The organism is Cellulomonas sp. Y8 (assembly GCF_008033115.1).
Taxonomy (GTDB): domain Bacteria; phylum Actinomycetota; class Actinomycetes; order Actinomycetales; family Cellulomonadaceae; genus Cellulomonas.
Genome location: NZ_CP041203.1, coordinates 3,695,978 through 3,714,777 on the forward strand (window position 1 = coordinate 3,695,978; position 18,800 = coordinate 3,714,777).

General features: G+C 75.1%; 19 protein-coding genes and 2 tRNA genes. 13 read left to right on the plus strand and 8 right to left on the minus strand.

Annotated elements, in window-relative coordinates:
* The first annotated feature begins 1 nt into the window (after position 1).
* Positions 2-730 (plus strand): tyrosine-protein phosphatase, encoded by a 729-nt coding sequence (locus FKM96_RS16775; RefSeq protein ID WP_147796191.1) that lies wholly within the window; start codon positions 2-4, stop codon positions 728-730.
* 28 nt (positions 731-758) lie between these two features.
* Here FKM96_RS16775 and FKM96_RS16780 read toward each other — a convergent pair whose 3' ends face one another.
* The 4 genes from FKM96_RS16780 to FKM96_RS16795 all read right to left on the minus strand — a co-directional run bounded on the left by FKM96_RS16780 (position 759) and on the right by FKM96_RS16795 (position 3,409).
* Positions 759-1,532, minus strand: a complete 774-nt coding sequence (locus FKM96_RS16780) for an SCO1664 family protein (protein ID WP_147796192.1) — start codon at positions 1,530-1,532, stop codon at positions 759-761.
* A gap of 66 nt (positions 1,533-1,598) precedes the next feature.
* Positions 1,599-1,997, minus strand: a complete 399-nt coding sequence (locus FKM96_RS16785; protein WP_147796193.1) for a hypothetical protein — start codon at positions 1,995-1,997, stop codon at positions 1,599-1,601.
* A 122-nt stretch (positions 1,998-2,119) separates the two neighbouring features.
* Positions 2,120-2,680, minus strand: a complete 561-nt coding sequence (locus FKM96_RS16790) for a DUF3090 domain-containing protein (RefSeq protein WP_147796194.1) — start codon at positions 2,678-2,680, stop codon at positions 2,120-2,122.
* A 9-nt stretch (positions 2,681-2,689) separates the two neighbouring features.
* On the minus strand, positions 2,690-3,409 hold the full coding sequence (locus FKM96_RS16795; RefSeq protein ID WP_147796195.1) for an MSMEG_4193 family putative phosphomutase: 720 nt from the start codon (positions 3,407-3,409) through the stop codon (positions 2,690-2,692).
* 81 nt (positions 3,410-3,490) lie between these two features.
* On the opposite strand from FKM96_RS16795, the gene FKM96_RS16800 reads away from it, so the two are divergent.
* Entirely contained in the window at positions 3,491-4,723 is a 1,233-nt protein-coding gene (locus FKM96_RS16800; RefSeq protein ID WP_246855043.1) for a TIGR03862 family flavoprotein, read from the plus strand.
* Between the two features lie 52 nt (positions 4,724-4,775).
* Positions 4,776-5,198, plus strand: a complete 423-nt coding sequence (locus FKM96_RS16805; protein ID WP_147796196.1) for a hypothetical protein — start codon at positions 4,776-4,778, stop codon at positions 5,196-5,198.
* On the opposite strand, the gene FKM96_RS16810 is transcribed toward FKM96_RS16805, so the two are convergent.
* Positions 5,187-5,260: transfer RNA gene (locus tag FKM96_RS16810), tRNA-Gly, on the minus strand. The two genes, FKM96_RS16805 and FKM96_RS16810, sit on opposite strands and share 12 nt — an antisense overlap.
* A 136-nt stretch (positions 5,261-5,396) precedes the next feature.
* On the opposite strand from FKM96_RS16810, the gene FKM96_RS16815 reads away from it, so the two are divergent.
* The 7 genes from FKM96_RS16815 (at position 5,397) to FKM96_RS16845 (ending at position 12,823) form a co-directional block, all read left to right on the plus strand.
* Positions 5,397-5,470, plus strand: a tRNA-Pro gene (locus tag FKM96_RS16815).
* 116 nt (positions 5,471-5,586) lie between these two features.
* Complete coding sequence (locus FKM96_RS16820) at positions 5,587-6,633, plus strand: LacI family DNA-binding transcriptional regulator (protein WP_147796197.1); 1,047 nt, start codon at positions 5,587-5,589, stop codon at positions 6,631-6,633.
* A 121-nt stretch (positions 6,634-6,754) separates the two neighbouring features.
* Entirely contained in the window at positions 6,755-8,038 is a 1,284-nt protein-coding gene (locus FKM96_RS16825) for a sugar ABC transporter substrate-binding protein (protein WP_147796198.1), read from the plus strand.
* Positions 8,035-8,973 (plus strand): carbohydrate ABC transporter permease, encoded by a 939-nt coding sequence (locus FKM96_RS16830; protein WP_147796199.1) that lies wholly within the window; start codon positions 8,035-8,037, stop codon positions 8,971-8,973. The genes FKM96_RS16825 and FKM96_RS16830 overlap by 4 nt, the downstream gene beginning before the upstream one ends.
* Positions 8,970-9,884, plus strand: coding sequence for a carbohydrate ABC transporter permease (locus FKM96_RS16835; RefSeq protein ID WP_147796200.1), 915 nt, complete (start codon positions 8,970-8,972; stop codon positions 9,882-9,884). The genes FKM96_RS16830 and FKM96_RS16835 overlap by 4 nt, the downstream gene beginning before the upstream one ends.
* Entirely contained in the window at positions 9,881-11,404 is a 1,524-nt protein-coding gene (locus FKM96_RS16840) for a glycoside hydrolase family 43 protein (RefSeq protein ID WP_210417292.1), read from the plus strand. The genes FKM96_RS16835 and FKM96_RS16840 overlap by 4 nt, the downstream gene beginning before the upstream one ends.
* A 30-nt stretch (positions 11,405-11,434) precedes the next feature.
* A complete protein-coding gene (locus FKM96_RS16845; RefSeq protein WP_147796201.1) occupies positions 11,435-12,823 on the plus strand; it encodes a GH1 family beta-glucosidase in 1,389 nt (462 codons plus the stop codon).
* A 43-nt stretch (positions 12,824-12,866) separates the two neighbouring features.
* On the opposite strand, the gene FKM96_RS16850 is transcribed toward FKM96_RS16845, so the two are convergent.
* Genes FKM96_RS16850 through FKM96_RS21875 form a run of 3 tightly spaced genes read right to left on the minus strand, consistent with a single transcriptional unit; the run spans position 12,867 to position 15,252 of the window.
* Entirely contained in the window at positions 12,867-14,576 is a 1,710-nt protein-coding gene (locus FKM96_RS16850; RefSeq protein WP_168217012.1) for an Mbeg1-like protein, read from the minus strand.
* A 2-nt stretch (positions 14,577-14,578) separates the two neighbouring features.
* A complete protein-coding gene (locus FKM96_RS20820) occupies positions 14,579-15,130 on the minus strand; it encodes a hypothetical protein (protein WP_168217013.1) in 552 nt (183 codons plus the stop codon).
* Positions 15,127-15,252, minus strand: a complete 126-nt coding sequence (locus FKM96_RS21875) for a hypothetical protein (RefSeq protein WP_256375928.1) — start codon at positions 15,250-15,252, stop codon at positions 15,127-15,129. Before FKM96_RS21875 ends, FKM96_RS20820 begins: the two co-directional genes overlap by 4 nt.
* Before the next feature lie 311 nt (positions 15,253-15,563).
* On the opposite strand from FKM96_RS21875, the gene FKM96_RS16860 reads away from it, so the two are divergent.
* The 3 genes from FKM96_RS16860 to FKM96_RS16870 all read left to right on the plus strand — a co-directional run bounded on the left by FKM96_RS16860 (position 15,564) and on the right by FKM96_RS16870 (position 18,678).
* Positions 15,564-16,820, plus strand: a complete 1,257-nt coding sequence (locus FKM96_RS16860) for a sensor histidine kinase (RefSeq protein WP_168217014.1) — start codon at positions 15,564-15,566, stop codon at positions 16,818-16,820.
* Positions 16,821-16,956: 136 nt separating this feature from the next.
* Complete coding sequence (locus FKM96_RS16865) at positions 16,957-17,970, plus strand: SDR family NAD(P)-dependent oxidoreductase (protein WP_147796205.1); 1,014 nt, start codon at positions 16,957-16,959, stop codon at positions 17,968-17,970.
* A 39-nt stretch (positions 17,971-18,009) separates the two neighbouring features.
* Positions 18,010-18,678, plus strand: a complete 669-nt coding sequence (locus FKM96_RS16870; RefSeq protein WP_147796206.1) for a response regulator transcription factor — start codon at positions 18,010-18,012, stop codon at positions 18,676-18,678.
* The last annotated feature ends 122 nt before the right edge of the window (positions 18,679-18,800 follow it).

The following is an 18,800-nucleotide window of genomic DNA, read 5'->3' on the forward strand; positions in this document are numbered from 1 at the left end:
CATGAGCGACACCGACGTGCGGATCCCGGGGACCGCGAACTTCCGCGAGGTCCGCGCCACCGTGGGCGGCGGGTACCGGCTGCGCACGGGGTACCTGTTCCGCTCCGACGCGCTGTCCCGGCTCGGACGCGAGGAGCGCGCCGCGCTGACGGCGCTCGGGATCCGGCGGGTGGTGGACCTGCGGTCCGACCGGGACCGCCGGCTCGGCGGCCGGGACCGGCTCGGCGGCGGCGTCGAGGTGGTGCGCGTCCCGATGCTCGGCGGCTCCGCGGCGAGCTTCCTGGGCCGGTGGGAGCTGCGCGACGTCTACCGGGAGATCCTGGTCGGGCACGGTCCCGAGGTGCGGGCGGCGGTGCGTGCCGTCGCCGGGGCGCCCGGGCCGGTCGTCGTGCACTGCACCGCCGGCAAGGACCGCACCGGGATCGTGGTGGCCCTGGTGCTGCTCGTCCTCGGCGCCGACCGGGACGAGGTGGTCGCGGACTACGCCGCGAGCGAGGGGAACCTGGCGGGGGAGTGGACCGACCGGATGCTCCGGCGGCTGCGCCTGCTGGGCGTCCGGCCCGACGCGCGGCTGCGGGCGATGATCGGCAGCAGCCCGGCGGCGGTGCTCCGGGACGAGCTGGCGTGGCTCGACCGCGAGCGCGGCGGGGTGGCGGGCTACCTCGCGTCGGTGGGCGTCGGCGCGGACGACGTGGACCGGCTGCGCGCGACGCTGCTCGTGCCGGCCTGACCCCGGGGCCGGGACGGCGGCGCCGGCGTCAGAACAGCGGCCAGGGCACCGCGGGCATCTCGCCCTCGGGGCCGGGGAACCGGGGCTCGCGCAGCAGCCGGTCGCAGCGCGCGGCGAGCGCGTCGACCTCGGCGGGTGCGAGCAGCGTCGCGAGCAGCCGGCCGAGGTCGTCCTCCAGCCCGACCCGCACCCGCTCGACGCCCGCGACCTCCTCGACCGTCAGGGCGTCGCCGAGCCAGCCCCACAGCACCGTGCGCAGCCGGGGCTCGACGTGGAAGGTCACGCCGTGGTCGACGCCGAGCCGCCGGCCGTCCGGCATGGGCAGCACGTGGCCGCCCTTCCGGTCGGCGTTGTTCAGCAGGACGTCGAGCACGGCCATCCGGCGCAGCGCGGGGGAGTCCTCGTGCACGAGCGTGACGGGGTCGCCCTGCTCGTCGCCCCCCTCCAGGACGGTGCGGGCGCCCGCGGGCACGTCGGCGGACGGCACGACGTCGACGGGGTCCTGCTCGCGGTCCGGCTCCTGCCACAGCTGGGCCATGCCGGGGCCGAGGGGGCCGTCCCGCAGCCAGGTGCGGGGGACGACGCCCCAGCCGGTCGCCTCCGACACCAGGTAGGCCGCGACCTCGCGGTGCGCCAGCGTGCCGTCGGGGAAGTCCCACAGCGGCTTCTCGCCCGCGACCGGCTTGTAGACGACGCGGGTCCCGCCGATCTCGGCGAGGAAGGTCGCGTTGGACGCCACCGTGATCCGGCCCAGCACCTCGAGCGGGCCGCCGTCGAGGTCGGGCGGGGTCACGGCTGACATGGGGCCCATGCTAGGAGCGGGCGAGGACCCGGGCCCGCTCGCCGGGCCCGGGGCCTCGCCGGCCCGTCACATCGGCTCGGCGATCTCGCGCCCGTGCGCGGTGAGCGCCCAGATCACGAACACGTCCAGCGCGATCACGACCAGCGCCCACACCGGGTAGTACGGCAGCCAGGCGAAGGACGCGAGCCCGCTGACGACGGCCATGATCACGCCGATCGTCCGGGCCCAGACCGCGCCGCTGAACACGAAGAACCCGGCGAGCGCGACCACCGCCCCGAGGATCAGGTGCACCCAGCCCCACGAGGTGACGTCGAGCTGGAGGACCCACTCCTCGCCCGCGACGTAGAAGGTGTCGTTGACCAGGGCGACGATGCCCTGGAAGACGTGCATGACGCCGATCATGATCATGATCGTGCCGGCGAAGACGGTCATGCCGACCGCCAGGCCGCTGCGACGCTCGCTCATCGCGGTTCCCCTCCCGCTCCGGGCCGACCGGGCCCGGCGGGCCCGCTGCCGGGACCGACGCTAGGGAGGGGCGGGGTCCGGTGGCATCACCCGCGCCGAGTGGCTGCGCGGGGTCCCGCCGCTCAGCGGAGGTCGGTCGCGCCGCAGACGTGGCCGTCGGGGTCCATCGGCTCGCCGCACCGCGGGCAGGCGGGGCGACCCTGCGCGACGACCCGGCGGGCGCGCTCGGCGAACGCGCGCGCGGAGCCGACGGGGAGGCGCAGCACCATCGCCTCCTCGGGCTCCGGGTCCTCCGCGGCCAGGCGCTCGGCCTCCTCCTCGGAGTCGACCAGCACGAGCGGGAACGCCTCGACGACGATCTGCCCCGTCGCCTTGTCGAAGTGCAGCCGCATCTGGCCGAGGCGGAAGTCCTCCTCGACGGGCTGCTCCACCGGGTCGGCGTCCACGAGCTCGGCGAACGCCTCGGCGGGCACGCTGTACGGGTTGCCGTCGGTGGTCATGAGCTCGTCGAGGATCTCGTCGATCTTCTCGGCGAGGGTCGACGCCCACTCCTTCTCCATGGCGACCGAGGTCAGCCGGCGCCCGGTGCGCGCCTGGAGGTAGAAGGTGCGGGCCCCGGGCCGGCCGACGGTGCCGATGACCGCGCGGTCGGGCCAGTCGTGCAGGTGGAGGAGGGTGGCCATGGCCCCATGCTAGGAGCGCGGACCGACACCGTCGCGTGCGGCCTCCGCGGCGCCCGCGCCGCCGCCGACCGCCGCGTCCCCCGCGGGCGCCGCCGCCCGCAGCCAGGACAGGTCGCCGGCGTCGGTGTTGGTGGCGACGACCTCGGGCCGCGCCGGGCCGTACCGCACGACCGACACCGACGCGGGACCGGCGTGCAGCCGCTGGAACAGGTCGAGGTGCATCCCGAGCGCGTCCGCGAGCAGCGCCTTCACCAGGTCGCCGTGCGTGACCGCCGCCCACACCGCACCGGGCCCGTGCTCGGCCTCGACCGCGGCGTCCTGCTCCCGCACCGCCGCGACCACCCGGGCCTGCATCGCCGCGAGCGACTCCCCGCCCGGGAACAGCGCCGCGGACGGCTGGCCCTGGACGGTGCGCCACAGCGGCTCGTCGGCGAGCTCGCGCAGCGGCCGGCCCTGCCAGGCGCCGTAGTCGCACTCGGTGAGCCGGTCGTCGACGCGGAGCGGCGGGGTCGGGGTCTGCCTGGCCAGCAGCGCGTCGGCCGTCTCCCGGCACCGCTCGAGCGGGGAGCTCACGACCGCGACCAGCGGCACGACGGCCAGGCGCTCGGCGGTGCGGGCGGCCTGCTCGTGCCCGACGGAGTCGAGCAGCACCCCGGGGGTGCGGCCGGCGAGGACGCCCGTGGCGTTGGCGGTGGTGCGCCCGTGGCGGACGAGGAGGACGGTGGCCATGCGGTGCAGCGTAGGCAGGTGCGGGGGCGCGGCGCCGGGCGGGCGGCGGGCCGGGCCGGCGCGGTGGGCTACGGTCGGCCGGTGCGAACGGCGGGAGTGGTCGGCGGCGGCCCGGCGGGGCTGATCGCCGCGGAGGTGCTGGCCGGGGCCGGCGTGGCGGTCACCGTCTACGACCGGATGCCGTCCCCGACCCGCAAGTTCCTGCTGGCCGGCCACGGCGGGCTCAACATCACGCACTCCGAGGGCCGGGAGCGGATGCTCCCGCGGTACGGCGACGCCGCCGGGCGCCTCGCGCCGTTCGTCGACGCCTTCACCGCCGACGACCTGCGCGCCTGGTGCGCCGGCCTCGGCGAGGAGACGTTCGTCGGCACCAGCGGCCGGGTGTTCCCGCGCTCGTTCCGGGCGACACCGCTGGTGCGGGCGTGGCTCGCGCGACTCGACGCGCTCGGCGTGCGGATCGAGCGGCGGCAGCGGTGGGACGGCTGGGCCGAGGACGGCGCCGGGCTGCGGCTCGTCGGCGTCGGCGGGTCCGTGGACGGCGAGCGCCGGACGGTGCAGCACGACGTCGTGCTGTTCGCGCTCGGCGGGGCGTCCTGGCCGCGCCTGGGCTCCGACGGGTCGTGGGTCCCGGCGTTCGAGGCGCGCGGCGTGGCGACCGCGTCGCTGCGCGCGGCCAACGTGGGCGTCCGGGTCGGGTGGACGCCCGGGTTCGCGGACCGGTTCCAGGGCGTGCCGCTGAAGCACGTGGCGCTGACGGTCCGCGGCCAGGACCGGGCGCCGGTGCGCGGCGACGCGATGGTCACCCGCACCGGCCTGGAGGGCGGCCCGCTGTACGCGGTCGGGGCCGCGGTGCGCGCGGCGCTGGACGCGGGCGGCTGCGTGCTGGAGGTCGACCTCCGGCCGGACACCCCGGCGGAGCGGCTGGCCGGGCGGCTGGCCCGGCGGCGCCCGAAGGACTCCCGGTCGACGTGGCTGCAGCGCTCCGTCGGCCTGGACCCGGTGGCGGTGGGGCTGCTGCGCGAGGCGACCGGCAACGCGGTGCCGGACGACCCGGAGGCGGTGGCCGCGCTGATCAAGGCGGTCCCGGTCGAGGTGCCCGCGACCCAGCCGATCGACCGGGCGATCTCCAGCGCCGGCGGGATCCGCTGGTCCGAGGTCGACGAGCACCTGATGCTGCGGGCGCTGCCGGGCACGTTCGTGGCGGGGGAGATGCTCGACTGGGAGGCGCCCACCGGGGGGTACCTGCTGCAGGCGTCGTTCAGCACCGGGGTCGCGGCGGCGCGGGGGATGCTGGGGTGGCTCGCGCGGCGGTGAGGCCGACGGCGAACTGGCCCCGCGGCGGGGCGGCCGGTGGGATGCTCATCCGGTGACTCACGTGCTCTCGCTGCTCGCGCAGGACATCGACGGCGAGCGGGTGCTCCTGCCGGTCGTCGACGGCCGATCGCTGGTCGATCTCGTCCGCGAGTACGAGACGGCGCGCGGGTACGAGCCCGCAGGGGCGTACGGGGGTCTGCACCTCGAGCGCTTCCGGTTCGGTGACCTGGCGCACTACTTCCTGGCCACCGGCCGGGGCGGGTGGCCACGGGGCGAGCCGCTGTGCCTGCTGGGGTGCCAGTGCGGCGAGGTCGGCTGCTGGCCGCTGGAAGCCCGCGTGACGGTCACCGGGGACCGGGTGACCTGGTCCCACTTCGCCCAGCCGCACCGCCGAGCCTGGTCGTACGCCGGCTTCGGGCCGTTCGTCTTCGACGAGGGCGGGTACCGGGCCGCGGTCGCACCATGGAGCGGATGACGGGAATCGAACCCGCGTAGCCAGTTTGGAAGACTGGGGCTCTACCATTGAGCTACATCCGCGCACGCCCGCCGGGGCGGGCCGCCGGACCAGGGTACCGGCTCGCCGGTCCGGCTCGGTGCCACCGGTCCGCGCGGCGGGTACTCGGCCCACCGCTCGCGCGGGGGGCGCGCCCCGACGCCACTAGACTCCGGCCGACGGGATGTGGCGCAGGTTGGTAGCGCGTCCGCTTTGGGAGCGGAAGGTCGTGGGTTCGAATCCCGCCATCCCGACTCGGCTCACCGCCGGCCCGGTGGCCGCGCCTCCGGTCCCGGTCCCGCCCGGTTCCCCCCGGACGCCGGGGCCCCCGCCGCTAGGGTGACCCGGAGGTCCGAGGAATGAGGGTGACGTGGCGCGGAAGGTGACCGTCTACGACGTGGCCCAGCGGGCCGGGGTGTCGTCGGCGACCGTGTCGTTCGCCTTCACGCGGCCGGAGAAGATCAAGCCCGAGACGGTCCGGACGGTGATGGCGGCCGCCGACGAGCTGGGCTACGTGCCGAGCGCGAGCGCGCGGGGGCTCGCGCTGGGCCGGACCGGGGCCATCGGCATCTACTCCTACGACTACGTGCTGGACCCGGGTGACGACGTCGCGCCTCCGGCCGGCGCGGTGCCCAGCGGCCGGCTGTTCCCGCTCTACGCGGACGAGGTCCAGCGCGGCGCGCAGCTCGAGTGCCGCCGCCGCGGGTACGCGCTGATGCTCGGCGGCAACCGGGTGCCGGACCACCTGCCGCACCTGATCGAGGTGGCCGGCCGGGTGGACGGGCTGATCGTGTTCGCGGGCGCGCTGTCCGCGGAGGCGCTCGCGAAGGTCACCGCGCGGATCCCCGTGGTCGAGCTGGGCGGCGAGGAGCGGGCCGGCGCCCGCACCGTCCTCGTCGACAACCGCTCCGGCATGGAGGCGCTGACGCGGCACCTGCTCGCGGACCACGGCTACCGGCGGCTGGCCTACCTGGGCGAGCTCGGGACGCCCGAGTTCGTCGGGCGGCGGACCGGGTTCGTCGCCGCGCTCGACGCGGCCGGGGTCCCGGTGCCGGACGTGGTTCCGAGCCACCCGGGCGACGACGAGTCCACCCGCCGCGCCGTCGCCGCGCTGCTGCGGGCCGAGGAGCGGCCCGAGGTGGTGGTGTGCGACACGGACCAGTCGGCCCTGGTCGCGATCGACGCCCTGCGCGCCGCCGGGCTGTCGGTGCCGGGCGACATCGCCGTGACCGGCTTCGACGGGATCCTCGCCGGGCGGCTCGTGGACCCGGTGCTGACGACCGTGCGCCAGCCCATGGAGGAGGTCGGCCGGGCGGCGGTGGCGTCGCTCGTCGCGGCGATCGGCCGCCGGGAGCAGTCGGCTCCCGACACGCTGACCTGCACGTTCCTGCGCGGCGGGACCTGCGGGACCCACTGAGGCGATCGCCGGGGCGCAGGGGCTTGTCGCCACGGCGTTTACGCGCGTAAACTCGGCCGCGGGACACAGCGAGGTCTCCCCGGGGCGCCCCGCCCCGCACTCCTTTCTGACAGGGACGATGATGATCCGACGCAGAATCCCGGCGGCACTCGCCGTCACCACCGCAGCCGCGCTGCTCCTGACGGCGTGCGGGCGCTCGGACGCCCCGGCGGACGCCGGCGGCGCCCCCGCCGAGCTCACCGAGGGTGCGGCCACCGGCACGGTCACGATCTGGGCGCAGGGCACCGAGGGCGAGGCGTTGCAGGACTTCGTCGCGCCGTTCGAGGAGGAGAACCCGGACGTGGAGGTGCGCGTCACCGCCGTGCCGTGGGACTCCGCGCAGAACAAGTACCAGACCGCCGTCGCCGGGGGCACGACCCCGGACATCGGGATGCTGGGCAGCGACTGGATGCCGACGTTCCGGGACGCGCTGAGCCCGCTGCCCGAGGAGCTGGACACCTCCGGGGTGTTCCCGTTCGCCCTGGAGTCCACGGAGTTCGACGGCCAGAACCTCGCGATGCCGTGGTACGTCGAGACCCGGGTGATCTACTACCGCTCCGACCTCATGGAGCAGGCCGGGTTCGACGCGTTCCCGACCGACTGGGACGGGTTCAAGGAGCTCGCGCGCGCCTACCAGGAGAAGGCCGGCGCCGAGTTCGGCATGAACCTGTCGGCGGGCGGGTGGAACTCGTTCCTGAACAACCTGCCGTTCGCCTGGTCCAACGGTGCGACGGTCATGGACGACGGCCAGTCGGCGTGGACCTTCGACAGCCCGCAGATGGTCGACACGTTCGCGTACCTGAACTCGTTCTACACGGACGGCATCGCGGACCCGAGCCCGCAGAACGAGTCCGGGTCCGAGGTCGCGGACCTGGTCAGCGGCCGGGTGCCCATGTTCATCAGCGGTCCCTGGAACATCCCGGGTCTCGAGGAGGCCGGCGGCGCGGGCTTCGAGGACAAGTTCGACGTCGCGCCGATGCCCGCCGGGCCCGACGGGACCTCCACCTCGTTCGCGGCCGGGGCGAACCTCGGCGTCTTCAAGAACGCCGAGAACCCCGACGCGGCGTGGAAGCTCGTCGAGTGGCTGAGCCGCCCGGACGTGCAGACCGCGTGGTTCGAGACGGTCAACGACCTGCCGGCCCAGCAGTCCTCCTGGGAGGACGACGCGCTGACGAGCGACCCGCGGGTCCAGGTCTTCGGGACCCAGCTGCAGAGCGTCGAGATCGCCCCGACCCTGTCCACCTGGCCGCAGGTGTCGGCCGCCGGTGACACGCAGATCGAGCAGATCTTCCGCGGGGGCAAGAGCCCGCAGGACGCCATGGCCGAGCTGCAGGCGACCGCCGACTCCCTGGGCACCGGGCAGTGACGACCGCGACCGTCGACCGTGCTCCCGCCGCGCGCCGCGGCGGGAGCACGGGGGTGGCGGCGAGGAGGCGCCGCACCGCGGTGGTCGCCTACCTGTTCGCCGCGCCCTTCATCCTGAGCTTCCTCGTGTTCATGGTGTTCCCGCTGGTGAGCTCGCTGGCGATGTCCTTCACGGACTTCCGCAGCACCGACATCCCCACGCCGCTGGCGGTCGGGTTCGTCGGGGTCGACCAGTACGTGGCGCTGTTCCAGAACGCCCAGTTCGTGCGCTCGCTGCTCAACACCGTGTACTTCGTCGGGGTCGGCATCCCGTTGACGATGGCCGTGGCGCTCGCGCTGGCGGTCGCCCTGAACAACGGCATCACCCGGTTCCGCACCCTGTTCCGCGTCGGGTTCTACGCCCCGGTGGTCACCTCGATCGTGGCGGTCGCGGTCGTGTGGCGGTTCATCCTGCAGCCCGAGGGCCTGCTGAACACCGTCCTCGGCTCCGTCGGGATCACGGGGCCGGACTGGCTGGGCGACCCCGCGTGGTCCATGCCGTCGATGATCCTCATGGCGGTGTGGCGGAACATGGGCACGCTGATGATCATCTTCCTGGCCGGTCTCCAGGGGGTGCCCGCGGAGGTGCTCGAGGCCGCCGAGGTCGACGGGGCGAACGCCTGGCAGCGGTTCCGCCGGGTGACGCTCCCGATCCTGCGGCCGACGATGCTGCTCGGCGCCGTCCTGCTGTCCGTGGGCTACCTGCAGTTCTTCGAGGAGCCCTTCGTGATGACCAAGGGCGGTCCGCTGGACTCGACCCTGTCGATCAGCTACTTCACCTTCAACCAGTTCGGGTTCGGGAACTACGGCACCGCGTCCGCGGCCAGCTACGTGCTGTTCGTCGCCATCGCGCTGCTCAGCATCATCCAGTTCCGCGCGTTCCGGACGAAGGAGTGACCGTGACCGCACCGGCACAGGCCCCCACGCTCGCCGCAGCCCCCGTCGTCGCCACGCCACCGGCGCCCCGGCGCCGCGGCCGCGCCGCCCGCCGCGGGTCGGTGGCCCGCACCCTCGTCTACGTCGTCCTCGCGCTCGCGCTGGTGGCCACGCTCGTGCCGTTCGCGTGGATGTTCCTCGGCTCGGTGAAGCCGCAGGCCGAGCTGCTGCGCCGGCCGCCCACCTGGTGGCCCGAGTCGACCACCTGGGACAACTTCCAGGCGTGGTTCACCCGGCTCGACTTCGGGACGTTCTTCACCAACAGCGCGATCGTCGCGGTGTTCACCGTGGCCGGGACGCTCGTGTTCTGCTCGATGGTCGGGTACGCGCTGGCCAAGCTCGAGTTCCCGGGCAAGCGGGCGCTGTTCGTGTGCGTCCTGGTGACCCTGATGGTCCCGGGCGTCGTCACGTTCGTGCCGCTGTTCGTCGTCGTGAGCAAGCTCGGCATGGTCAGCACCTACCCGGCGCTGATCCTGCCGTTCCTCGCCGGACCGCTCGGGGTGTTCCTCATGCGGCAGTTCATCCGGGAGATCCCGGACTCGCTGATCGAGGCAGCGCGCATCGACGGGGCGAGCGAGGTCCGGATCTTCGCCCGGATCGTCATGCCGCTGTGCGGACCCGCGCTCGCGACCCTCGCGATCCTGACGTTCCTCAGCTCGTGGAACAACTTCCTGTGGCCCCTGGTGGTCGCGCAGAGCGAGGACATGTACACCCTGCCGGTCGCGCTGTCCCTCTACTCGGTGGGCCAGAACGCCACCAACTACGGCGTGCTCCTCGCCGGATCCGTCCTCATCATCACCCCCGTGCTCCTGCTGTTCGTGGCGCTCCAGCGCTACTTCACCCAGGGCATCGCAGCGACAGGAATCAAGTGACCACGACCGAGACCGAGACCGCCCCGGGTCCCCGCAGCACCGGCGACCGCGGCGTCGCGACGAGCGTGCACCCGGTGGTCCCCGGGTTCCACCCGGACCCGACCGTGTGCCGCGTCGGCGACGACTACTACCTGGCGAACTCGTCGTTCGAGTACGCGCCGGCGGTGCCGCTGTGGCACAGCCGGGACCTGCTCACGTGGCGGCTGCTGGGCAACGTGCTGGACCGGCCGGAGCAGTTCGCGCCGGGCGCGGCGGGCGCCAGCAAGGGCGTCTACGCGCCCACCCTGCGGCACCACGACGGCCGCTTCTGGCTCATCACGACCGACGTGTCCGGTCCGGTCGGTCAGATCGTCGTGCACGCCGAGGACCCCGCGGGGCCGTGGAGCGACCCCCTGGTCGTCCCGGGGCTGCACGGCATCGACCCGGACCTCGCCTGGGACGAGGACGGCACCTGCTACGTGACGTACTGCTCGACCGACCCCGGGCTCCCCGGGATCTGCCAGGCCCGGGTCGACCTGGCCACCGGCGCGGTGCTGACCGCGCCGCGGCGGCTGTGGAGCGGCACCGGCCTGGCGTTCCCGGAGGCCCCGCACCTCTACCGGCGGGGCGCGACCTGGTACCTGATGATCGCCGAGGGCGGGACGGAGCGGGGTCACGCGGTCTCCATCGCCCGGGGCGAGCGCCCCGACGGCCCGTTCGAGCCGGCGCCCGGCAACCCGTTCCTCAGCCACCGCAGCACGACCCACCCGGTGCAGAACACCGGGCACGCCGACCTGGTGGAGAACGCCGACGGCACCTGGGCGATGGTGTACCTCGGCGTGCGCCCGCGTGGCGTGACGCCCATGTTCCACGTCAACGGCCGCGAGACCTTCCTCGCAGGCGTCGACTGGGTCGACGGCTGGCCGGTGGTCGACGAGCTCCGGTACGTCCGGCCGCTCCCGGACCACTCGTTCACCGACGCCTTCCCGGACGGCCCGCTGCACCCCCGGTGGGTCAGCCCGGGCGCGGCGCCGGACGCGTTCGCGGCACCGCGGCCCGGCGGCGGGCTCGACCTGCGGCCCGCCGCGACGGCGGCGGGGGCGCCCGCGGCGCTGACCACCCGCGTCCTGGACCACGACTGGTCCGTCGAGGTCGACCTCGACCTCGACGAGGGCGGCGCGGCGCTCCTGGTCCGGCTGGACGACCACCACTGGTGCGAGGTCCGGGTGAGCCGGGGACGGGCGCACGCCGTCGTCCGCATCGGGCCGGTCGAGGCCCCGCTCGGCGACCCCGTCCCGGTCGCCGGGACCCCGGTCACCCTGGGCGCCCGGTCGGTCGCCTCGGCGACCTCCGGCCCCGACGACCTGCTCCTCGGGCTCGTCGTCGCCGGCGCCTGGCACGAGCTCGCGCGGGTCGACGGCCGGTACCTCTCCACCGAGGTAGCCGGGGGGTTCACCGGCCGCACCGTCGGCGCGCGCGCGCTCGACGGGCGGGTCGGCCTGCTCGCGACGCGGTACCGGTCCCACCCGGCCACCGCCTGACCCCCGCACGTGACGACCCGAAGGACCACCATGCGCATCCCCTCCGGCTTCCTGCTGGGTGCCGCCACCGCCTCGTACCAGATCGAGGGGGCCGTCGCCGAGGACGGCCGCGGCCCCTCGATCTGGGACACGTTCTGCCGCACCCCGGGACGGGTGCACGACGGCGACACCGGTGACGTCGCCGACGACCACTACCACCGGCTGGAGCAGGACCTCGACCTGATGGCCCGGCTCGGCCTGGAGGCGTACCGGTTCTCCGTGGCCTGGCCCCGGGTCGTCCCGGACGGGCGCGGCGCGGTGAACCGGCGCGGCCTGGACTTCTACTCCCGGCTGGTGGACGGGCTGCTGCAGCGCGGCATCCGGCCGGTGGCCACGCTGTACCACTGGGACCTGCCGCAGGCGCTGCAGGACCGTGGCGGCTGGCTGGAGCGGGACACCGCGTCGGCGCTCGCCGACTACGCCGCCGTCGTGGCCGACGAGCTCGGCGACCGCGTGCACACCTGGACCACGCTGAACGAGCCGTGGTGCTCCGCGTACCTCGGCCACGGCAACGGTGTGCACGCCCCCGGCCTCGTCGGCCGGGTCGAGCCGCTCGTCGCCGTCCACCACCTCAACCTGGCGCACGGGCTGGCGGTGCAGGCGCTGCGGGCGCGGGTGGTCGCCGACGCGCAGGTCTCCTTGACGCTCAACCTGCACGTCTTCCGCCCCGACGGACCCACCGGTCGCGACGCCCTCCGCAAGGTGGAGTCGCTCGCCAACGAGGTGTTCCTCGGGCCGGTGCTCGAGGGCCGGTACCCCGACGCCGTGCTCGAGACCACCCGGGACGTCACCGACTGGGCCTTCGTCCGCGACGGCGACCTCGCGCAGATCCACCAGCCGCTCGACGTGCTCGGCGTCAACTACTACAACACCAACCGGGTGCGGCTCTGGGACGGCACCGGCGCGCGGCAGCAGTCGGACGGGCACGGCCGGTCCGCGGGGTCGGCGTGGCCCGGGGCCGAGGACGTCGAGTTCCTCGAGCAGCCGGGCCCGCACACCGAGATGGGCTGGAACATCGACCCCGCCGGGCTGACGGAGCTGCTCACCGGCCTGCACGCCCGGTTCCCGGAGCTGCCGCTGCTCATCACGGAGAACGGCGCGGCGTTCCCGGACACGGTGGCCGACGACGGCCGCGTCCACGACGACGACCGGGTGGACTACGTCCGGCGGCACCTGCGCGCCGTCCTCGACGCCGTCGACGCGGGCGCGGACGTCCGCGGGTACTTCCTGTGGTCCCTGATGGACAACTTCGAGTGGGCCTACGGCTACTCCAAGCGGTTCGGCATCGTGCGGGTCGACTACGACACGCTCGAGCGCACGCCCAAGGACAGCGCGCTCTGGTACGCGGACCTGATCCGCTCCCGCGACCTGGGGACGTGAGCGCAGGGGGCACCGTCCGCTGTCGGGTCGGGGACGGACACGGTCACGTCGCGCGGCGACCGCCGCCGGGTCGGAGGGTCCAGAGCTCGTCGAGGTCGTCCGCACCCGACCGTGCGCGCACGGCCTGCCGGTACGACGTCAGGAAGAGCTCGAGGAGTCCCGACAGCAGCAGGTACTGACCGACCTGGAGGACGAACAGGGGCAGCACGCGGCCGGCCGTGGACCACGCGACGACACCCAGGAGCAGGGAGACCACCGCGCTCGTGGTGAGCAGCGCGACGCTCCCGCGGGCCCGTCGGTGCGCCGCCCGGACCCGGAGCGCGCGCTGCCCGGTCGCCCAGGCGTTCGCCACGAGCCCGAGGCCGAGGAGGACGTTCGTGGGGGCGACGAGCGCGCCGAGGTGCGCGATCCCGAGGACGACGCCGGCGAGCACCGCCACCCACAGCGCGAGGCGCGTGACGGTGAGCCGGTGCTCCCGGCGGAACCGGCGGTAGTACAGCCAGAGCCTCGTCGCGGCGACGACGACCAGGACGAAGACGGCGAGGGACCCGAGGACCTGCAGGGCCACGCGCGGCACGATCGTGAAGAACGACCCGACGACGACGGCGAGAGCCGCGCGGGCGGCGGCGCGCTGGCGGAGCAGCCCCGGGACGTCGATGCCGCGCACGGTCCGGAGCATCGCCCGGGTCCCCAGCCACGCCGACCGTCGCACCTTCCCGCCCGACCGGCGCAGGGCGAGGACGACGGACTCGTAGCTGCCGTACTCGCCGGACCCGACGTCGAGGACGAGCTCGGCGCCGCCGTGCCGCAGGGCACCGAAGAACGCCTCGGTGACGTCCCTCCTGTCCGCGGGCGCCGCCTGCTCCAGCCACGCGTCGAACGTCTGGTTGATCAGGACCGCGCGGGGCGACAGCGCGTCGACCTCCACCAGGTCGGTGCCCTCGACGCCCCAGGTCATCAGGTCGTGCTGGATCAGACCGCGAGCGCGGCTCGCGACCACACGCGTCGAGGCGGCGTCGTCGAACAGCAGCCCGATCACGCCGAACTCGGGGACCGTCTTCTCGACGACCTGCGCGAGCCAGGGAGCGGCCTCGGGGTCGGCCACCTCCGGGCTGAGCCCGGGGCCGTCGTTGCTGTAGACGCGGCGGACGCGGTCGCGGTGCTGCGGCTCGAGGCGCATGGCGGCGTAGACGGCGAGGTTGCCGCCCTTGGAGTGCCCGCCCACCCGCACGGGCCCGGAGGTCTCGCGCACCCGCGCGGCGAGGTAGGCGGCGGCGTGCTCCTGCGAGGGCATCACCTCGAAGCTCATGGTGAAGTCCTCCTGCCACCCGAGGATCGTGTTGTCGGTCCCGCGGTAGGCCACGAAGGTGGAGCCGTCGCCCAGGCGCGCCGTGACGGCCGCGAACTGCATGCCTCCGGCGGTGTCGACCGTGTCGACGTAGGCGGAGAGGCGGGCGTCCGCGAAGCGCGCGGAGCCGGCGAGGTCGTCGAGGAAGTCGATCGGGACGACGGTGAGCCGGCGCTCGTCCCGGTCGCGCAGCCGCCGCTCCGAGGCGTCGTCCGGGTCCCGGTCGCGCCAGGCCCGAGCAGCGTGCGCGACCGTCACCGACCCGCCGTCGCGGCCGGTCGGCACCAGACCGTCGAGGTCGAGGTACGCGAGCGCGCACAGCACGAGGTTGTCGACGACGTTGAACGGGCGCTCGGCGAACGACAGGTCCCCACGCCACCGGACGTACCCCCGCAGGTTCTCCACGGTCAGCCCCTCGCCGCGCCGGCGCCGCGGACGGCGGCGACCGCGTCGAGCACGCGTGCCGACCCCGGCGCGGTCAGCGAGGCGACGACGGCGTCACGGTGGGGGCAGCGGTCGAGGTCGGCGCAGGCCAGCACCACGACGCTGCGGAGCGCGGACGCGGCCCCCAGCCCCTGGACGTGCGCCGGCAGGGCGACGGAAGCGGCGCGACCGAGCAGGTCGGTCGCCGTCCTGGCCGCCTCGACGCACCGCCGGCACGAGGCCCCGGCCCCGGGCCGCGCCGTCCCGCTCCCGGCCACGTCGTGGGCCACCGTGATGACCGAGGTGCACCACGCGTGCGCAGAGGCGTGCGCGTGGGCGTCGTCCCCGACCAGGTCCCGGAGCGCGGCGGCGCCCCCGGCCCCGGGGTCGAGGAGGGCACGCAGCATCCCCGCCGCGCGGGGGTCGAGGTCGACCGCCACCCGCGCGTTGTACCGGGCGAGCGCGGACGCCGAGCGGTTGCGGGTCCCGGCGCCGGGCCGGACGTGGTCGCCGGAGGTGCCCGCGGTCGCCGTCACGAGCGGGCGTCGCCGCCGCACCGCAGCCGGCGAGGGCGGCGGCGTCGGTGCAGCGCGCGCGCGCCGACGAGCGTCGCGCCGACGAGGGCGAGCACCGAGACGATCGTCACGTGCCGGGCCATGGGGGCCTCCTCCTGCTGCCCGGCGGGCGGCGTCCCGGCCCAGTGTGCCGTCGGGGGGAGCGCGCGGTCGTCGGACGACGGTCGCAACCCGCCGTACGCCCGACGGCGTACCGGCCTCGCCCCGGCGTCCGCGGCCACCGCGGCCGCGTCCCGCGCAGGGAGCGTCGGCCGACCCACGCACCCCCGATCCAGCGGACCCGCCGAGATACTCCCGGCGGCGGATGCCGGCACCCGCGGTCCTCGCGCACCATGGTGGTCCCGTCGCGCGTCGGCTCCCGGCCGGCGCCGCACCCGACACGAGGCGGACCCGGATGCACTCCAGACCTGCGCGCGCGTCGTTCCGCGACGTCGCACGCTCGACCGTCCGCCTCGGGAGCGGCGGGCGCCCCACGACGGGGCAGCTGGCCCTCACGCTGGCCTGGCTCGGCGGCATGTTCTGGACGACGTCGGTCCGCACGGGGGAGTGGGACGCGCCCGACACGCGCCTGCTCGTCTCGATCGTCGGCGCGTGGGCGCCCCTGCTGCTGCGCACCTACCGGCCCGTCCTGGCACTGCTCGGCACGCTCGTCGCCGAGTCGATGATCCTCATCTTCCTCACGGTGCCGGACCCGATCGCCCAGATGCACAGCGGGATGGGCGCCTACCAGCCGGCTCCGCTCGCGACGACGCTCGCGGTCGCGACGCTCGCCTCGCGCGTGCCCCGGCGGGTCGGGTGGACCGCCGGGCTGGTCGGGGGGACCTGGCTGGCCGTCATCGGCGTCACGATGAACACCGGCGACACCCTGCTGACCGACCTGCTGGTGTTCTACCTGGTGGTCACGGCCGCGGCGGCCGGCGTCTGGCGGACCGGCCGCCGGGAGCGCGCACTCCGGATCGAGGCCGAGAACGCCGAGCGCACGCAGACCGCCGTCTTGGACGAGCGCCTGCGCATCGCCCGCGAGCTCCACGACGCCCTGGCGCACAACCTGACGCTCGTCAACGCGCAGGCGGGGGTCGCCCGGTACCTCCTGCGCACCGACGTCGACGCGGCCGAGCGCGCGCTGGGGGACATCGCCCAGCACACGGGCCGGGCGATCGACGAGCTCCGGGCGACGATCGGCCTGCTGCGCCGACGCGACGACCAGGAGGCCCGCGAGGCGGACGACGACCCGAACCGCTCGCTGCGTCCCGTCCCCGGGCTGGCTGCGCTGGACGAGCTCGTCGCCGGACTCGCGAGCGCCGGGGCGCACGTCTCGGTGTCCGAGTCCGGGACGCCGGTGCCCCTGGCGCAGCACGTGGACCTCGCGGCCTACCGCATCGTGCAGGAGTCGCTGACCAACGCGACGAAGCACGCACCGGGTCAGCGCGTGGAGCTCACCATCGCCTGGACCGCCGCCGGCGTGCGACTGCGCATCACCAACCCCACCGACCCGGAGCGTGCGCCCGGCCCGGGGACCCGGCACGGCCTGATCGGGATGCGCGAGCGCGCGGGTACCGCCGGGGGCGCCTTCCGGGCGGGGCCGACGGCGAGCGGCGACTTCGAGGTGGTCGCGACGCTGCCGGCGGCGCGGCGTCCCGTGGACGCGTGACCCGGCCGACCCGTACGGCAGGGGGCGTAGCCGCGGATACTGCGCCCGGGGGATCCGCGACGGGCGTCGGGTCAGGAGACTGAGGACGCGCCAGCCCCGTGGGAGCCGCCCCGCGGGCCGCGACGAGGGGAACCGCATGAGCCCGCACCCGATCACCGCCCGCTCGACCGTCGGCGAGTGGCTCGACCACCCGGTGGGCGGACCCGCGCTCGGCGAGCTGCTCGCGGCGGCCGGGAAGGACGCCGCCGCCCTCCAGCCGGCCCGCGCGCTGCCGCTCGAGCGCCTCGTCGAGCTGGGCGGGGGCCTCGTCCCGCAGGAAATGGTCACCGACCTGGTGCGCCGTGCGAACGGCGGGGTCCTCCCCGAGGAGAGCGAGGCGCCGACCACCGGGTGGCGGGAGCGGATCGTGCCGGGCCGGTTCGACGGGCGGACCGTCGTCGTGACCGGAGCCGCGTCGGGGATCGGCCGGGCCACCGCCTCCCGGGTCGCCCGCGAGGGCGGTCGCGTGATCGCGGTCGACCTGACCGAGGAGGGTCTGCGTGCCCTCGTCGCCGAGCTCGACGCCTTCGACGTCGAGGCCGTCGCCGCCGACATCACCGACCCGGAGGCCGTCGCCCGGATCGTCGCGGTGGCGGGCGACCGCGTCGACGGGCTCGCCAACGTCGCGGGCGTCACCGACGACGTCACGCCGCTGCACGAGGTGTCGGACGCCGTGTGGCGCCGGAACTTCTCGGTGAACGTCGACGGGACGTTCCTGCTGAGCCGCGCGGTGCTGCCGCTGATGCTGGCAGCGGGTCGCGGGTCCATCGTGAACGTCGCCTCCGAGGCCGCCCTGCGCGGTTCGGCCGCCGGGGTCGCGTACACGGCGTCCAAGCACGCGGTCGTGGGCATCACGAAGAGCTCGGCGTACATGTACGGGCCGTCGGGGATCCGGGTCAACGCGGTCGCCCCCGGCCCGACCCTGACCGCGATGCGCCCCGTCGTGGCGTCCGAGCTCGGCCGCGCCCGCGTCGAGACCGGCTCGGCCATCCGGCCGCCGGTCGCCGAGCCGGCGCAGCTCGCCGGCCCGATCGCGTTCCTGCTGAGCGACGACGCGGCCGACGTCTCGGGTGTGATCATGCCGGTGGACGGCGGCTGGTCGGCCGCCTGACCGTCCCTGCTCCCGCGTACTCCCCGAGAGGCACGACCGATGACCATCCGCGTCCTGCTGGCCGACGACCAGACCCTGCTGCGCGCCACGTTCCGGCTCCTGCTCGACTCCGCCCCCGACCTGGAGGTGGTGGGCGAGGCCGCCGACGGCGCGGAGGCCGTGGCGCAGGCGCGCGCGACCCGCGCCGACCTGGTGGTGATGGACATCCGCATGCCCGGCGTCGACGGGATCGAGGCGACCCGCCGGATCACCGCCGACGAGGCCCTGGCCGGCGTCAAGGTGCTGATCCTGACGACGTTCGAGACGGACGAGCTGGTGGTCGAGGCGCTCCGGGCGGGTGCGAGCGGCTTCCTGGGCAAGGGGGTGGACCCCGCCGACCTGATCGCCGCCATCCGCACGGTGGCGGCGGGGGACCAGCTGCTCTCCCCGCACGCGACGCGGGCGCTGATCGAGCAGGTGCTCAGCGCTCCGCGGGCGCGGGACCGCAGCCCGCTGCCGGGGATCGAGGACCTCACCGAGCGGGAGCGCGAGATCGTCGGGCTCGTCGCGCGGGGCATGTCGAACGACGAGATCGGCGAGCACCTCTACATCAGCCCCGCGACGGCCAAGACGCACGTCAGCCGCTCGATGCTCAAGACCGGGGCCCGCGACCGCGCCCAGCTCGTGGTCTTCGCCTACGAGAGCGGGCTCGCCGACGAGTCGCGGTGAGCGAGGCGTCCGGTGGCCCGTGCCGGCGTACGCCCGATGCGGTACGCCGATGCTCCCCGGGGCTGACGACGCGCCGCGGTCGCCCTGGCAGCCTCGGAGCACGCACCCCCGCCGACCCCCTG

Excerpts from the sequence above, each read along its gene's own strand:
- FKM96_RS21875 (WP_256375928.1), bottom strand. The coding sequence starts at position 15,252 with ATGGCCCGGCACGTGACGATCGTCTCGGTGCTCGCCCTCGTCGGCGCG.
- FKM96_RS16860 (WP_168217014.1), top strand. The coding sequence starts at position 15,564 with ATGCACTCCAGACCTGCGCGCGCGTCGTTCCGCGACGTCGCACGCTCG.
- FKM96_RS16825 (WP_147796198.1), top strand. The coding sequence starts at position 6,755 with ATGATCCGACGCAGAATCCCGGCGGCACTCGCCGTCACCACCGCAGCC.
- FKM96_RS16775 (WP_147796191.1), top strand. The coding sequence starts at position 2 with ATGAGCGACACCGACGTGCGGATCCCGGGGACCGCGAACTTCCGCGAG.
- FKM96_RS16865 (WP_147796205.1), top strand. The coding sequence starts at position 16,957 with ATGAGCCCGCACCCGATCACCGCCCGCTCGACCGTCGGCGAGTGGCTC.
- FKM96_RS16790 (WP_147796194.1), bottom strand. The coding sequence starts at position 2,680 with ATGGCCACCCTCCTCCACCTGCACGACTGGCCCGACCGCGCGGTCATC.
- FKM96_RS16845 (WP_147796201.1), top strand. The coding sequence starts at position 11,435 with ATGCGCATCCCCTCCGGCTTCCTGCTGGGTGCCGCCACCGCCTCGTAC.
- FKM96_RS16795 (WP_147796195.1), bottom strand. The coding sequence starts at position 3,409 with ATGGCCACCGTCCTCCTCGTCCGCCACGGGCGCACCACCGCCAACGCC.
- FKM96_RS16870 (WP_147796206.1), top strand. The coding sequence starts at position 18,010 with ATGACCATCCGCGTCCTGCTGGCCGACGACCAGACCCTGCTGCGCGCC.
- FKM96_RS16785 (WP_147796193.1), bottom strand. The coding sequence starts at position 1,997 with ATGAGCGAGCGTCGCAGCGGCCTGGCGGTCGGCATGACCGTCTTCGCC.
- FKM96_RS16780 (WP_147796192.1), bottom strand. The coding sequence starts at position 1,532 with ATGTCAGCCGTGACCCCGCCCGACCTCGACGGCGGCCCGCTCGAGGTG.